Origin of the sequence: Hyphococcus sp., from assembly GCF_965267305.1 — a bacterium.
Taxonomy (GTDB): domain Bacteria; phylum Pseudomonadota; class Alphaproteobacteria; order Caulobacterales; family Parvularculaceae; genus Hyphococcus.
The window spans coordinates 278,473-293,605 of record NZ_OZ253945.1; the positions used below are offsets into that span (position 1 = coordinate 278,473).

The following is a 15,133-nucleotide window of genomic DNA, read 5'->3' on the forward strand; positions in this document are numbered from 1 at the left end:
GTGACCGTCTTTCGCAGGTTCGGCGAAGCGCCGCCTCTTGACCGTGAAACGAGCATCACGGGCGGGACATGGCGCGTCCCGACCGAAACGCCAGTCGCCTTTGTCTACAACAGGCGCAACTACGCAGTCATGCTGGCGACGCCCGCCGACATGGAGGATTTCGCGGTCGGGTTTTCGCTGACCGAACGCGTCGTCGATGAAGTAGATGAGATCAGCGCGGTCGACATTCATCAGAGCATGCGGGGCGTAGAACTCCACATCTCCATTGCGCCGGAAAGACTTGAACGTCTCGATATTCGTCAGCAGCGGCGCAACTTGGTAGGCCGCGCCGGCTGCGGCGTCTGCGGTCTTGAAAACGCCGAGACGTTTTTTGAAACGCTGCCGAAAGTCGCGGAAACGCCCGCCGACATTCCGATGGAGTCGTTGACCCGCGCGCTGGGCGATCTGCGTGCGCATCAGCCTTTGAACGAAGCGACGAAAACCGTTCACGGCGCCGCCTGGGCGGCCCGGGACGGCGCCATTGCAATGGTGCGAGAGGATGTGGGACGCCATAACGCGCTCGATAAACTGATCGGCGCCCTGGCGCGCGAGAAGGCGGATGTCGCTTCCGGTTTCGTCCTGATGTCGAGCCGCTGTTCCTATGAAATTATAGAAAAATGCGCGAGAGTGGGCGTCGAGGCTGTGGCCAGCGTTTCCGGCCCCACCTCCTTCGCAATCGCAAAAGCTAAGGAGGCGAACATCACCCTCTATTGCCGAGACGGAAAGACTTTTGTTCGCGCCGCCCCATAAATGTATGCTATACATACAATCTCAAAAAGGGAGGGCCGGAAAACCGGCTGAAATCGCATGACGCAAGACAATTTGCCCGCGCCGGGCGCGCCGGATATCGAGATCGCCCGCGCCGCGAAGATGGACCCCATCCTGCCGCTCGCGGAAAAGCGCCTCGGCGTGCCGCCGGAAGCGCTGGTCCCTTATGGCCATCATAAGGCGAAGGTCTCCCTCGATTACATCAATTCCGTGAAAGACCGCAAAGACGGCAAGCTGGTGCTCGTCACCGCGATCACGCCGACCCCGGCGGGCGAGGGCAAGACGACGACCAGCGTCGGCGTCACCGACGGCCTCAACCAGATCGGCGTCAACGCCATGGTGTGCCTGCGCGAACCGTCGCTCGGACCCTGTTTCGGGATGAAGGGCGGCGCCGCTGGCGGCGGACGCGCGCAGGTCATTCCGATGGAGGACATCAACCTTCACTTCAACGGCGATTTCCATGCGATCACCTCGGCGCATTCGCTGCTCGCGGCGATGATCGACAATCACATCTACTGGGGCAACGAACAGAATATCGATCCGCGCCGCGTCGTTTTCCGCCGCGTCGTCGACATGAACGACCGCGCGCTCAGGAACATCGTCATCGGTCTCGGCGGGCCCGCGAATGGCGTGCCGCGCGAAAACGGTTTCGACATCACCGTGGCCTCGGAAGTCATGGCGATTCTCTGCCTCGCCAATGACATCGAAGATCTCCGCGAGCGTCTGAGCAAAATCATCGTTGCGCGCCGCGGCGACAAATCGCCGGTGACGGCGGGCGACATCGGCGCCGACGGCGCCATGGCGGTGCTGCTGAAAGACGCGCTGCAGCCGAACCTAGTTCAGACTATCGAACACAACCCGGCCTTCATCCATGGCGGGCCGTTTGCGAACATCGCCCATGGCTGCAACTCAGTGATGGCGACGAAGACCGCGCTGAAACTCGCCGATGTAGTGGTGACCGAAGCGGGCTTCGGGGCCGATCTCGGCGCGGAGAAATTCCTCGACATCAAATGCCGCCAGTCAGGCCTCTGGCCGGACGCCGTGGTCGTTGTCGCGACGGTGCGCGCGCTCAAGATGCAGGGCGGCGTCGCCAAGGCCGATCTCGGCGCGCCGAACGCCGGCGCGGTCGAGAAAGGCTCGGTCAATCTCCGCCGCCACATCACCAATCTCAAAAAATTCGGGCTCAATCCGGTCGTCGCGATCAACCACTTCGTTCACGACACGGATGAAGAAGTCGCGGTCATCAAGAAGCTTGGCGAGGAGCTCGGCGTTAAAGTCGCGCTCTCGAAGCACTGGGCGGAAGGCGGCAAGGGCGCCGTCGAACTGGCGACCGCCGTAAAGGCTGAACTCGACAAGGGCCGCGGCGAGGGCAAGCTCCTCTATCCGGACGACTTGCCGCTCGCGAAAAAGATCGAAACCGTTGCGAAGGAGATTTACGGCGCCGCAGGGATTTCGCTGTCTTCCGCCGCGGCATCGAGCCTCAAGGAATTCGAAAAGCTCGGCTTCGGTCACGTTCCTGTGTGCATCGCCAAGACCCAATACAGCTTCTCGACCGACCCTACCAATCTCGGCGCGCCGTCGGGACATACGCTTGAAGTGCGCGAGGCGCGGCTTTCCGCCGGCGCGGGCTTCGTCGTTGCGGTCTGCGGCGACATCATGACCATGCCCGGCTTGCCGAAAAAGCCGGCGGCCCTCGAAATCGGCCTCGACAAGAACGGCCAGATCGTGGGGCTTGCCTAAAGGGCTGGAATTGCTCGCCGGACGCCCCACATGGTAGCTTAACCTCATGGAAGCGCTTCGGGATACATTCGGCCGCCAGATCACCTATCTGCGCCTTTCGGTGACGGACAGGTGCGATCTGCGCTGCACCTATTGCATGGCGGAGGAGATGAAATTCCTCCCCAAGCGGGATGTGCTGAGCCTCGAAGAACTGGAGCAGCTCGCCGGCGCTTTCATCGACCGCGGCGTCAAGAAAATCCGCATTACCGGCGGCGAGCCTCTGGTGCGCCGGGACATCATGACGTTGATGGCTCGGCTCGGGCGGCGCCTCGAAAAAGGCGACTTCGACGAACTCACCTTGACCACGAACGGCACGCAGCTTTTCCATCATGCCGATGTTCTGGCCTCGCTCGGCGTCCGGCGCATCAACGTGTCGCTCGATACGCTCGATGACGTGAAGTTTGAAAAGCTCACCCGCCGCAATCGGCTTTCGGAAGTGCTGCGTGGTCTTGATGCGGCGCAGGCCGCCGGTCTCAAGGTGAAGATCAACACCGTGGCGCTGAAAGGCGTCAATGAACAAGAAATTCCGGCGATGATCGAATGGGCCCATGGCCGCGGCATGGGTCTCACCCTGATCGAAGTGATGCCGCTGGGCGAGATTGAGGAAGACCGCGTCGATCAATATCTGCCGCTGACGGCCGTTCAGGACAGGCTCGCCGCGAAATGGACTTTGTCGCCGCTTGAGATGAAAACCGGCGGCCCGGCGCGCTATGTCAAAGTCGAAGAGACCGGCGGTATTCTCGGCCTTATCACGCCGCTCACCAATAATTTCTGCGCCGGGTGCAATCGGGTGCGCGTCACCTGCACTGGCGAGATCTATATGTGCCTCGGCCATGGCGACAAGATCGATCTGCGCGCTGCGTTGCGCGGGGATGATCCCGAAGAAGCGCTCAATGCCGCCCTCGACCGCGCCATGCTGCAAAAACCCGAGCGCCACGGCTTCGACATCTCGGAACGGGGTGCTGCGCCTGCTGTTGGACGGCATATGTCCGTCACAGGAGGCTGACCATGGCGCGCATCCTTTTTTTCGGAAAACTGGCCGAGGCCGCCGGCGGGCGAACCCGCGACATGCGGCTGGGCGCCGAGACGCAAACCGTCGGCGATCTGGTCAACGTGCTGAGCGCCGAGGAGGCGTCCCTTGGAGCGGCCCTCAACGAAAAGTCCGTGCGGTTCATCGTCAATGAAATGGTGTCAGCCCGAAACGCTGCCATCGGCGATGAAGACGAGATCGCGTTTCTTCCGCCCGTAAGCGGCGGCTGAAGACATGATCCGTGTCAGCGAAGAGTCCTTCGATCCGGGCGCGGAGCTTTCGGCCTTTGAGAAAAGCGCGCAAGGCGCCGGCGCCGTCGTCAGCTTTCTCGGCAAGGTGCGCGATTTGGCGGACGGTGAAGACGTCCGGGCGCTCTATCTTGAACATTATCCCGGTGTCACCGAACGCTCCATTACGGACATCGAAGCGGAGGCGCGCCGGCGCTGGACGATTGACGATGCGCTCATTATCCATCGCGTGGGCGAGATGAAGGCCGGCGAGCCCATCGTGATGGTCTGCGTCGCGAGCGCCCATCGTCGCGACGCATTCGAGGCGGCGGATTTCCTGATGGATTATCTGAAGACCGAAGCCATGTTCTGGAAAAAGGAACTGCGTGATGGCGGAGAGGCGTGGATCGAACCGCGCGATGCGGACTATAAGGACGCCGCACGCTGGCGTAAGGACGACTGATGCACGGAATTAATGAAGAGCTGGAATTCAAGCCCGTGCGCGCAGCAGTGCTGACCGTGAGCGATACGCGCACCAGCGAGAACGACACGTCAGGCGATCTTTTGCAGCAGCGGATCGAAGCGGCGGGGCACCAGCTTGCGGCGCGCGACCTCGTTCGCGACGACATAGAAAAGATTCGCGCCGTCGTTACCGGTTGGATCGACGACCCGGAAGTGGACGTGATCATCTCCACCGGCGGCACGGGACTGACGGGCAGGGACGTGACGGTCGAGGCGGTGCGCCCGCTTTTCGAAAAAGAGATCGAAGGCTTTTCGGTGATCTTTCACCAGGTGAGTTTTCAGAGCGTCGGTCTTTCGACGCTGCAGTCGCGCGCTTGCGGCGGCCTCGCCAAAGGCACGTTTATTTTCTGCCTCCCGGGCTCTAACGGCGCCGTGAAAGACGGCTGGGACAAGGTCATTTCCTATCAGCTCGATTCCCGTCACAAGCCTTGCAATCTCGTCGAACTCATGCCCCGACTGACTGAAAAATAGCTGACGGAAAAATAAGTGCCAAAAGATCTCACCCATTTCGACGAAAAAGGCCGGGCGCGCATGGTCGATGTTTCGGCGAAGTCCGAAACCGAACGCCGCGCCGTTGCGAGCGGCCGAGTCGTTTTTTCGGCGGAGAGCTACAAGACCGTGCGATCCGGCGGCGTCAAAAAGGGTGATGTGGCGAGCGTCGCGGAACTCGCCGGAATTATGGGCGCCAAACGCACTAGCGACCTTATCCCGCTGTGCCACCCGCTTCCGATTACCGGGCTCAACGTAAAAGTCGAGCCCGACGATAACGCGCATGCTCTTGTGGTGACGGCGGAAGTGAAGACGACCGGAAAGACGGGCGTCGAGATGGAGGCGCTGACCGCCGTGATGACCTCGTGCCTCACCATTTACGACATGGCGAAAGCGGTCGATAAATCCATGGTGATCGAGGACGTGAAGCTGATCGAGAAATCCGGCGGCAAATCGGGCGACTTCAAACGGTGATTGCATGTTGAGCGTCGAGGAAGCGATCGCGGCGGTTCTGGAAGGCGCGGGTCCGCTCGGCGCCGAGCGAACGGGACTGTCGGACCTTCCGGGCCGGATTGCCGCTGAGGACGTCAAGGCGCAGATGACCCAGCCGCCTTTCGCAGCGTCGGCCATGGACGGCTATGCGGTGCGCTTTGACGATGTGGCTGTGGGCGCGCAATTGCGCGTCATTGGCGAGGCGCCGGCGGGCAATCCCTTCAAGGGAAAAATCGCCAAGGGCGAGGCGGTCCGCATCTTCACCGGGGGCGCGGTCCCGGACGGCGCCGACCATGTGGTCATTCAGGAGGATGTCACGCGCGAGGGTGACATCATCGCTGTCAAAGACGCGCAAGAATCGCCGCGCAACATTCGTGCGGCAGGGATCGATTTCAGGCATGGCGACATTCTCGCAAAAAAGGGCGACAGGCTGCATGAGATTCACGGGGCGCTTTTCGCCGCGGCGAATATTGCGGAGGTCTCCGTATGCCGCCGGCCGAAAGTCGCGATCTTTTCCAATGGCGACGAACTGAAAGAGCCGGGCGCGGAACTGGCCCCGGGCGAGATCATCAATTCCAACCATTACGCCCTTTGCGCCATGATCCGGAGCTGGGGCGGGGAGGCGGTCTATCTCGGCTGCGCGCCCGACAGCGAAGACGATATTCGCGACTTTTTCCGCCGCGGCGCAGAGGCGGACGTCATCATCCCCGTGGGCGGCGCGTCGGTCGGCGACTATGACTATGTGAAATCGGCGTTTGCGAAAGAAGGCGGCGAAATCCGCTTTGCGAAAGTCGCCGTGCGCCCCGGCAAACCCACATGGTGCGGAAGGCTGGACGATGCGAGAGTCATCGGTCTGCCGGGCAATCCGGCGTCTGCGATCGTGACGGCCGCCTTGTTCGTTCAGCCGCTGGTTCGGCGTCTTGCGGGCGAAGCATGGTCCGCGCCGTTTTTGAAAGCGCGGCTGACCGCGCCGGTGGAGGCGAATGGCGGGCGCGAATCCTATTTGCGTGCGCAGGAGAAGGACGGCGCCATCGCGCCCTCTCCAAATCAGGACAGCTCGCTGCTGCTTCCCTTCGCAGCCGCCAATGCGCTGATCCGGCGTCCTGTGAACGCGCCAGCTTTGCGAGACGGCGACGACGTCGAGTTCGTTCGCCTGCGCTAGAACACCATCCCGTGCCAGCGTAGGAGCAGCCGCGCGCTGACATAGAGAATGAGAACGGCGGTGAGGCGTTTGATGGCGAGGCTCGACAGGCCCACATTCGCCATGCGCGAACCGATCTGTCCGCCGATGAAGACCGCCGGGAACAGCATCCAGTAATCGCCGATCATGGACAACGCCTGCATGTCGCCGAGCTTCATGAGCTGACCCGCCAGACCGGAAAGCGAGTTTGCAAGGATGAAGACGCTGCAGGCGCCGGCGATTTCTTTCGGGCGGCCCCAGCGGATGAGATAGAGCACCGGCGCGAGAAAAATGCCGCCGCCAATGCCCACAAGGCCGGAGAGAAACCCAATGCCGCCGCCGACGATCCAGGCGAGCCAAGCCGCCGCCGGTTTCATGTCGCCGTCGAGGTCGCGGTTGCGGTCGAGCGCCAGATGCAAGCCCGCTGCTAGCAGGGAAAAACCGAGCGCGCCGATGAAGACTGTTTCGGAAACCGGAATGCGTCCGCCCGCCCATGCGGCCGGAATCGATGTGATGAGGAAGGGCGCGATGCGCCTGAACCGCAAATTGCCGCTGCGCATGAAGGCATAGGTTCCGCCGGCGACGACGATGATGTTGCAGCAAAGCGCGATTGCCGGGAGGATGCGATAGTCGGCCCCGGACAGGACGAGCAGCGCGTTATAGGTGGAGCCGCCGCCGAACCCGACCGACGCATACAGCGCCGCTGTGATAAAGAATAAGAAGATCAGGTATAAAGGCATGATTTTCAGGAGATTTAAGTTGTCAGGTTTAGGCTGTGGCGCAGCAGAATAAAAGACCCCGCATCGCCGTGATCCTTTCAGGCGGCGGGGGGCGGCGCATGGGCGGCGCGGATAAGGGGAAGCTGTTGCTCGGCGGGCGGCGCCTGATCGATCATGTGCTGGCGCGGCTTCGTCCGCAGACGGACCGGATTCTGATTTCAGGGGGCCATGATTATGGGACAGAACTGACGGCTGTGGCCGACAGGGATGATGGTCCGCGCGGCCCGGCGGCGGGCCTTTGGGCGGCGCTTCGTTGGATTGAAGAGAATGAACCCGAAGCGGATGGGTTTCTGTCTGTCCCGGCGGACGGACCGTTCCTTCCGGGCGATCTTTTTGTACGTCTGTCTGGCGGCATCGACTCCGCCGTCGCGGTTCATGGGAAGGAGCCGCATCCCACTTTCGGCTATTGGCGCTGTGACGCGTTGCATGCTGCGCTTTCTACGGCGGCGGAGGGCTATGGGTTTCCGCTAAAAGAGCTTGCGGACAGTATGCATGCCGCGCGGGTGGCGTTCGATGATGTGAATGCGTTCTTGAACGTTAACACACCCGAAGATCTCGCACGCGCCGAGGCGCTTTTGCGCCGTTAGAGAAACCGCGCCACCACATCCTTGTAGGAACGCGAGAGCTTCAGTTCCGCGCCATTGTCGAGGATCAGGAAATACTCGCCATTGGAATGCGGATGCAGTTCCTTCACCCGTTTCACATTGACGATGGCGGAACGGTGGATGCGCTGGAAGCGCGCGGGATCGAGCCGTGTCTGCAGCGCTTTCATGGTTTCGCGGATGATATGGGTCTTGCCGCCCGCATGGATGCACATGTAGTCGCCCGCGGCGTCGATCCATTCGATTTCGTCGGCGTCCAGCATGACGACTTTTGAGCCGTCCTTGAAGGAAAGCCGCTCCGGATAGCGTTGCTTGTCGGTCCATTCGGGATCGTTGATCAGCTCCTTGATGCGGTCGCGGTCATCGTCGGAAAGAGAGGCGAGCATTTCGATAAGCTTCGACTCCCGGTTCGCCGCGGCCTTGCTTTTGAGGGCCTCGCGGGCGCGGTGCAGGGCGTCGTTGAGGCGCTCCTCCTCCACCGGCTTCACGATATAGTCGAGCGCGTTCGCCTCGAACGCATCGATGGCGTATTTGTCATAGGCCGTGACGAAGATGAACAAGGGCGCGGGCGCGCCGATCATGGCGCGGACGACGCCGAAGCCGTCGAGCCCCGGCATCTGGATGTCGAGGAAAACGAGATCGGGGTTTTGCGCCTTGATCTCCTTCACTGCTTCGCGGCCATTGGCGCATTCGCCGATAATCTCAACCTCCGGATAGTTCTGCAGGCGCAGCTTCAGCCCCCTGAGCGCAAGCGGTTCGTCGTCAACCAGAATGACGCGGATTTTTTCATCGCTCATTAGTCTTATCCCCGTGTTTCAAATGGAATGCGCAAGGCGACGCACATTCCCTGCGGCTCCACATGACGCAACTGAAATTGCGCCCGGTTTTGATAAAGATAGGCGAGGCGGTCGCGCATATTGACGAGGCCGACGCCGGTTTTGACATTGTCGAGAAGCGCGTTCGGATCTTCCGGCGCGTTCGGGCCGTTGTCGCAGACGGTGAGCGCCAGCATGCCGCCTTCGCGATGCGCAGTGATGCGGATTTCGCCGCCAGACTCCATCTGGGCGATCGCGTATTTGATGGCGTTTTCGATGGCGGGCTGGAGGATGAGCGACGGCACATAGGCGCTCTTTGTATCTTCGTCGATATCGAAGACGACAGTCAGCCGGTCGGCGAATCGCGTCTTTTCGATGGTGAGATAAAGCTCCAGCGCGCGCACTTCCTCGGCGAGCGTCGTCTTTTGAAGCGGATCGTTATCGAGGGAATAGCGCAGGAAGGCCGACAACTGCGTCAGCATCGAGTTCGCCTGTTTGCCGTCCTGCTCGAGCACCAGCGTCGAGATCGCATTCAGCGTGTTGAAAAGAAAATGCGGGTTCAACTGGTAGCGCAGCATCTTGAGCTGCGCCTGATCGGCGAGGCGGGCGGAAAAGATCGCGCGCTCCATCTCGCTTCTGAGCTTCAGATAATAGTTGATGCCGAAATAAAATCCCGCCCAGGAGCCGAGGAGGAAGAGGTTCACCGGCAGGTCCGGCACGATCAGCAGGAGATAATTGGTCGTGCCGAGGCTCGCGCCGCGCAAATCCATCCAGCCATTGCCGAAGAGATAACCGAAAGTCTGCGCCTTCATGGCCGACATGGCGACGGCCATGAGAATGGTCGAAGTCAGAACGATAATGAGCAGCAGCGCTGGTCCTTGCCGGCGCGCGAAACGGTATATGGGACGCGCAAGAATGCTGGTAGTGAGGAACCCGATCAGCGAGGAAGCGACGGAATAGAGGAGCGAATCCGAAGAGCGTCCGGCGACGAAGGTTGAGACGCTCAAGATATGAAGGGCGAAAAAGCCGAGCCAGCCCGCGATCTGAAGAATCCAGAACATCCGCGCCTTGTCGGCGAAGATCCAGTTCATCCACTCGCGCGAGCGCCCCTGCTCGGCGATAAACGGCCCTGCATGGGGCGCATCGACTGGAATAGTGCTCATTTTTACGGTCTCAGGCCTGTTCATGGGAAAATGGCGTGTCCTTTTGCGCGCGCCAAGCGCGCTGCGGCGAAGCGCTCCTTTGGTGCGATGAGTGTAGCAGGCCGGAAAGGCGGCCGCGCGCTTCTAAGCGGCCAGTCTAGCCTTATTCGTCCAGCGACAACAATCGGACGTCTCCGCCCGCTGCCGTCGTGTTGATGGTTAATGTGCGTTCGGTCGCAAAGCGCCAGGGCGCGTCATGGCTCGACAGAAGCGGGATGATGGCGCCCTTGCGGTCCGCCAGCACGGTTTCGATGGCGGCCCGGCCCGCATCGCCGCCATCATAGGCGACGAGGCGCAGGCGCCGGTCGCGAAGCAACGCATGCGAAGCGTGGGGGCCGCCGAGGCTGAGGACGCCTTTCGGCGCGCCGGCGGCGGCGAGGGCAGCCGCAAGGGTTTTGGCATTGTCGCTTTCCAAGGCGACCACCGGGCTCCCCGCAGCGAGGCAGAGCAGCATCTGTTTGAGCTCGTCGCTTTCCGAGGCGCCGCCGAGACAAAGCGCAATGCCCCGCGGACGCAGTTTCAGCGTATTCGATTCGCCGGTCGGGCCCGGAAGCTCCGTATTCGTCGTAAAGAGAGTGAGTGCGTCGCGGATCGCCTTTTGAATGCTGGCGTCTATGCCTTGCAGCTTGCCCATGGCTTTTTCGAGAACCGGCGCGCGGTCCATGGCGCCCCATGGGCGCAACGTATCGGCGGCGCCTTCCAACGCCGCTTTTTCCAGCGAGGTTTCGTCGCTGTCGGTGATTGGCGCCGGCGCGTCGCCAGCCGGGCGAGGCCGTTTCACCAGCGCGGAAAGATAATGCGGGCCGCCGGCTTTCGGCCCTGTGCCGGAGAGGCCTTCGCCGCCAAAGGGCTGCACGCCGACAACGGCGCCGATCTGGTTGCGGTTCACATAGATATTGCCGATGCGCGCGCGTCTTGCGACGCGCTCCATGGTTTCGTCGATACGCGTGTGAACGCCCATGGTGAGGCCGTAGCCCATGGCGTTGATGTCGTTCACCAGCATGTCGAGCTTGTCGGCTTTGAAGCGTACGACATGAAGAACGGGTCCGAAGATTTCCCGTTTCAGTTCGGAGAGTTTGTGGATTTCGAAAGCGGCGGGGCGCACGAACGTCCCGGTGACGCCATGCTCCGTTTCCGGCGCCGTGGCGATCAAAGTCGCTTCGAATTTGAGGTGGTCTACATAGGACTGAATGGTTGCGCGGGCTTCCTCGTCGATGACCGGGCCCACATCGGTGTAAAGCTCCGACGGATCGCCCACGGCAAGTTCCGCCATGGCGCCGGCCAGCATCTCGTTGAAGCGGTCGGCGATGTCTTCTTGCACACAGACAACGCGGCAGGCGGAGCAGCGCTGGCCGGCGCTCTGGAACGCGGAGGCGACAACGTCCTTCACCGCCTGTTCGAGGAGCGCGGTTGAATCGACGATCATCGCGTTGACGCCGCCGGTCTCGGCGATCAGCGCAGCATCATGTTTGCCAGCGGCGATAAGACTTTTTTTGATGATCTGCGCGACTTCTGTGGAGCCGGTGAAGACGACGCCGTCGACCGAAGAGTGGGCGGTGAGCGGCGCGCCCACAGCAGGACCGTCGCCGGGAAGATAGTGCAGGGCGGCTTTCGGAATTCCGGCTTCATGGAGAAGTTTTACGGCCTCGAACGCAATCAGCGGCGTTTGCTCCGCCGGTTTTGCGATAACGCAATTGCCAGCTGCGAGACCGGCGCTCACCTGTCCAAGGAAAATCGCGAGCGGGAAGTTCCACGGGGAAATACAGGCGATGACGCCGAGCGGCTCGCCTTGAAGCTCTTCGCAGCGGTCCGCGTAGTATCGCAGGAAGTCCACGGCCTCGCGCACTTCGGCGATGGCGTCGGGCCAGGTCTTGCCGGCCTCGTAAACGGCGATGGCCATGAAATGCTCGCCGCGCTCTTCGAGCATGGCTGCAGCGCGACTCAGAATAGCCGCGCGGTCTTTCGCGGGAGTTGCTGCCCATTCGTTTGCATATGCCTTCGCCGCGGCGCAGGCTTTGTCGACTGCGTTTTCGTCAGCGCTTTGCACCGAGCCAACAGGATCGTTGGTGAACGCCGGATTGACGACCGGCGCTTTGGGGCCGGCGAGCAATTCGCCATTGACGATGGGTTGCGCTGAGATCGGCGTTAGGTCGCTGCGTACGGCCGGCGACATGTTCGCGGCGGTCGGCGGATGGGTTTCGTCCCAGCCTTTTGCAGAAAGGCGCTCGCCTCTTAGGCAGTCGCGCGGCGCCGGGATGTTCGGGTTCGGATAGGATTTGATCTCTGCAATTTCATCCAGGGGATCGGCGACCACGTCGTCCACCGACAGATCGGGATCGATAAGCTGATTGACGAAAGACGAGTTGGCGCCGTTTTCGAGGAGGCGCCGCACGAGATAGGGCAGCAGCTCTTTATGTCCGCCCACTGGCGCGTAAATGCGCGAGCGCGCGCCGGTCTCTAGCAGACTATCATGCAGAGCTTCGCCCATGCCATGGAGGCGCTGCAACTCGTAATCGCGATGCTCGCCCGCCATCGCTTGCACCATGGCGGCGGAAAGCGCGTTATGCGTTGCAAATTGCGGGAAGAAGACATCGATATTGTCGAAGAGTTTCCGGGCGCAGGCGAGATAGCTCACATCGGTCAGCACCTTGCGGGTGAAGACGGGATAGCTTTCGAGGCCGTAGACCTGGGCGCGCTTGATTTCGGAATCCCAATAGGCGCCTTTGACGAGGCGCACCATGATCCGCCGTCGGGTTTCGCGGGAGAGCGCCGCCAGCCAGTCGAGCACATAGGGCGCCCGGCGCTGATAGGCTTGCACAACGACGCCGAACCCGTCCCATCCGGCGAGCGCGGGATCGCGCATCAACTGTTCGATGATGTCGAGAGAAAGATCGAGGCGGTTGGCTTCCTCCGCATCAATGTTGAAGCCCATATTGGCGGCCTTCGCCTGAATGGCGAGTTCGCAAACCCTTCCGCCAAGCTCGGCCAGAACCCGCGTCTTTTTTCCGAATTCATAACGCGGATGCAGCGCCGACAGCTTTACGGAGATGCCGGGATTGGCGGGGGCGTATTCGTGCCGCGAATGTTTTGAAATGGCGGCGATGGCGTTTTTGTAGTCGTCGAAATATTTCTGCGCGTCGGCTTCCGTATGCGCCGCCTCGCCGAGCATGTCGTAGGAAAAGACATAGCCCTTGTCTTCATATTTGCGGGCGCGCTTCATCGCTGATCCAATGGTCTCGCCGAGGACGAAATGCTCGCCCATGACGCGCATGGCCTGACCGACGGAGGCGCGGATCACCGGCTCGCCGAGACGGTCGAGGGCGTCCTTCGTCGACTTCACCATGCGCCGGAGCGGGTCTTTGGCCTCCACATCGTCGAGCCAGGCGGCGGTGAGCATCAGCGCCCGTGTCGAAAAGTTGACCAAAGGGAAGGGGCTCTTGCCCGCATGGGCGGCCCAGTCGCCCGCCTCGATCTTGTCCTCAATCAGTGAGTCCGCCGTCGCCGCGTCGGGCGTCCGCAAAAGCGCTTCGGCGAGGCGCATCAAGGTGACGCCCTCGGCGGTCGACAGGCCGTATTCCTGGAGGAACTTGTCGATCAGCCCTGAGCGCTCGGCGTTCGCCCGGGCTGTCCTGACGAAATCCGCGGCGCGGGCCTGCGCCTTGTCCCGGGTCGCCTCGTCGAGCCCCGTCATGGCCATGAGACCTGGGACGATAGTGTCTTCCGGGGCGAGATAGTGGTCGCGGATGCGGCTGCGGAGGGCGGAGAGTGAAGCGTTCTGGGACATGGTCTTTCATTGGCCTGTTCGGGGGCCCGATTACCGCATCCCGCCGGGTAATGAAATGCTCCAAATGGGCCCGATTGGCGCTGCATCGCGCCATTGCCTCGCGCCGCCCCGGGTTCTAACTACGTCGAGGAAACAGGGCGCGCGCCCATGCGCGCCGGATATTCAGTTTGCAGGCCCCCTTAGGTCGAAAGGACGCTCCCCATGACGGAAGCCTATATTTATGACGCAGTCCGCACGCCGCGCGGCAAAGGCAAGGCGGATGGCTCGCTCCATGAAGTGACGCCGGTCGAACTGGCGACGCAGGTGCTTCAGGCCATTCGCGATCGCAGTGAAATCGATGCGGGCGAAATCGAGGATGTGGCCTTCGGCTGCGTCTCCCCGGTCGGCGAGCAGGGCGCGGTCGTCACCCGCACGGCGATCCTGAACGCCGGCTACCCCGAAACCACCTCCGGCATTCAGGTGAACCGGTTCTGCGCCTCCGGTCTCGAGGCGATCAATATCGCCGCCGCGAAAGTGAAGGCCGGCGAGGCGGACCTCACCATCGGCGGCGGGGTCGAGGCCATGAGCCGCGTCCCCATGGGCTCTGACGGCGGCGCCTGGCCGACGGATCCCTCTACGGCGTTCAAGACCTATTTCGTGCCGCAGGGCATTTCAGCAGACCTGATCGCGACGAAGTACGGTTTCTCCCGCGACGATGTCGACGCCTATGCGGTCGAGAGCCAGAAGCGCGCCGCGCAGAGCTGGAAGGAAAAGCGATTCGCGAAATCCATCGTGCCGGTGAAAGACGTGATCGGCGAGGTGCTGCTCGATCATGACGAGACCGTGCGGGCCAACACCGACATGCAGTCCCTCGGCGCGCTTAATCCTTCGTTCGCGATGCTGGGCGAGTTTCCCGGTTTCGACGCCGTGGCGCTGCAGAAATACGCCGAGTTCGAAAAGATCAACCACGTCCATCACGCAGGCAACTCGTCGGGGATCGTCGACGGCGCCGCTGCGGTGCTGATCGGCAATGAAGAGATCGGCAAGAAGCTGGGTCTGAAACCCCGCGCGCGTATCCGCGCCATGGCCTCCATCGGCTCCGAGCCGACGATCATGCTGACGGGCCCGGAATTCGCTGCGGCGAAAGCTCTGAAGCGCGCCGGGATGGACAAGAAGGACATCGACCTGTGGGAGCTCAATGAAGCCTTCGCGTCGGTGGTTCTGCGCTTCATGCAGGCGCTCGACATCGACCATTCGGACATCAACGTGAATGGCGGCGCCATCGCCATGGGCCATCCGCTTGGCGCCACGGGCGCGATGATTATGGGAACCATGGTCGACGAGCTGGAGCGCTCCGGCAAGGAGACGGCCCTTGTAACGCTGTGCATCGGCGCCGGCATGGGCACGGCGACGATCATCGAGCGCGTGAATTAATCAATCGGACGG

At 61.8% G+C, this 15,133-nt stretch carries 14 protein-coding genes; 10 read left to right on the top strand and 4 right to left on the bottom strand.

Annotated features, from left to right (window positions below):
• The 8 genes from fdhD to ACQY5P_RS01340 are packed head-to-tail and all read left to right on the top strand — an operon-like array spanning position 1 to position 6,508.
• Positions 1 to 789, top strand: a complete 789-nt coding sequence (gene fdhD, locus ACQY5P_RS01305) for a formate dehydrogenase accessory sulfurtransferase FdhD (RefSeq protein WP_428409035.1) — start codon at positions 1 to 3, stop codon at positions 787 to 789.
• Between the two features lie 57 nt (positions 790 to 846).
• Positions 847 to 2,547: a formate--tetrahydrofolate ligase gene (locus ACQY5P_RS01310; RefSeq protein WP_428409036.1), complete on the top strand. Its 1,701-nt coding sequence runs from the start codon at positions 847 to 849 to the stop codon at positions 2,545 to 2,547.
• 46 nt (positions 2,548 to 2,593) lie between these two features.
• Complete coding sequence (gene moaA / locus ACQY5P_RS01315) at positions 2,594 to 3,592, top strand: GTP 3',8-cyclase MoaA (RefSeq protein ID WP_428409037.1); 999 nt, start codon at positions 2,594 to 2,596, stop codon at positions 3,590 to 3,592.
• Between the two features lie 2 nt (positions 3,593 to 3,594).
• Positions 3,595 to 3,846 carry a MoaD/ThiS family protein gene (locus tag ACQY5P_RS01320; protein WP_428409038.1) on the top strand — a complete coding sequence of 84 codons (252 nt, stop codon included), beginning with the start codon at positions 3,595 to 3,597 and terminating at the stop codon, positions 3,844 to 3,846.
• 4 nt (positions 3,847 to 3,850) lie between these two features.
• Positions 3,851 to 4,306 carry a molybdenum cofactor biosynthesis protein MoaE gene (locus ACQY5P_RS01325; protein ID WP_428409039.1) on the top strand — a complete coding sequence of 152 codons (456 nt, stop codon included), beginning with the start codon at positions 3,851 to 3,853 and terminating at the stop codon, positions 4,304 to 4,306.
• Positions 4,306 to 4,836 carry a molybdenum cofactor biosynthesis protein B gene (moaB, locus tag ACQY5P_RS01330; RefSeq protein WP_428409040.1) on the top strand — a complete coding sequence of 177 codons (531 nt, stop codon included), beginning with the start codon at positions 4,306 to 4,308 and terminating at the stop codon, positions 4,834 to 4,836. Before ACQY5P_RS01325 ends, moaB begins: the two co-directional genes overlap by 1 nt.
• A gap of 60 nt (positions 4,837 to 4,896) precedes the next feature.
• Positions 4,897 to 5,328, top strand: a complete 432-nt coding sequence (moaC, locus tag ACQY5P_RS01335) for a cyclic pyranopterin monophosphate synthase MoaC (protein ID WP_428410618.1) — start codon at positions 4,897 to 4,899, stop codon at positions 5,326 to 5,328.
• Positions 5,329 to 5,332: 4 nt separating this feature from the next.
• Positions 5,333 to 6,508 carry a molybdopterin molybdotransferase MoeA gene (locus ACQY5P_RS01340; protein ID WP_428409041.1) on the top strand — a complete coding sequence of 392 codons (1,176 nt, stop codon included), beginning with the start codon at positions 5,333 to 5,335 and terminating at the stop codon, positions 6,506 to 6,508.
• On the opposite strand, the gene ACQY5P_RS01345 is transcribed toward ACQY5P_RS01340, so the two are convergent.
• Positions 6,505 to 7,266 carry a sulfite exporter TauE/SafE family protein gene (locus ACQY5P_RS01345; protein WP_428409042.1) on the bottom strand — a complete coding sequence of 254 codons (762 nt, stop codon included), beginning with the start codon at positions 7,264 to 7,266 and terminating at the stop codon, positions 6,505 to 6,507. The two genes, ACQY5P_RS01340 and ACQY5P_RS01345, sit on opposite strands and share 4 nt — an antisense overlap.
• Positions 7,267 to 7,334: 68 nt before the next feature.
• Between ACQY5P_RS01345 and mobA the strand changes: the two genes are divergently transcribed.
• Entirely contained in the window at positions 7,335 to 7,892 is a 558-nt protein-coding gene (gene mobA / locus ACQY5P_RS01350) for a molybdenum cofactor guanylyltransferase (protein ID WP_428410619.1), read from the top strand.
• Here the strand turns inward: mobA and ACQY5P_RS01355 are convergent.
• The 3 genes from ACQY5P_RS01355 to putA form a co-directional block, all read right to left on the bottom strand.
• Positions 7,889 to 8,704 (bottom strand): LytR/AlgR family response regulator transcription factor, encoded by an 816-nt coding sequence (locus ACQY5P_RS01355; protein ID WP_428409043.1) that lies wholly within the window; start codon positions 8,702 to 8,704, stop codon positions 7,889 to 7,891. The two genes, mobA and ACQY5P_RS01355, sit on opposite strands and share 4 nt — an antisense overlap.
• 5 nt (positions 8,705 to 8,709) lie before the next feature.
• Positions 8,710 to 9,885: a sensor histidine kinase gene (locus ACQY5P_RS01360; RefSeq protein ID WP_428409044.1), complete on the bottom strand. Its 1,176-nt coding sequence runs from the start codon at positions 9,883 to 9,885 to the stop codon at positions 8,710 to 8,712.
• 142 nt (positions 9,886 to 10,027) lie between these two features.
• Positions 10,028 to 13,708 (bottom strand): bifunctional proline dehydrogenase/L-glutamate gamma-semialdehyde dehydrogenase PutA, encoded by a 3,681-nt coding sequence (putA, locus tag ACQY5P_RS01365; RefSeq protein WP_428409045.1) that lies wholly within the window; start codon positions 13,706 to 13,708, stop codon positions 10,028 to 10,030.
• Between the two features lie 201 nt (positions 13,709 to 13,909).
• Between putA and ACQY5P_RS01370 the strand changes: the two genes are divergently transcribed.
• On the top strand, positions 13,910 to 15,121 hold the full coding sequence (locus ACQY5P_RS01370) for an acetyl-CoA C-acetyltransferase (protein WP_428409046.1): 1,212 nt from the start codon (positions 13,910 to 13,912) through the stop codon (positions 15,119 to 15,121).
• Positions 15,122 to 15,133 lie beyond the last annotated feature (12 nt).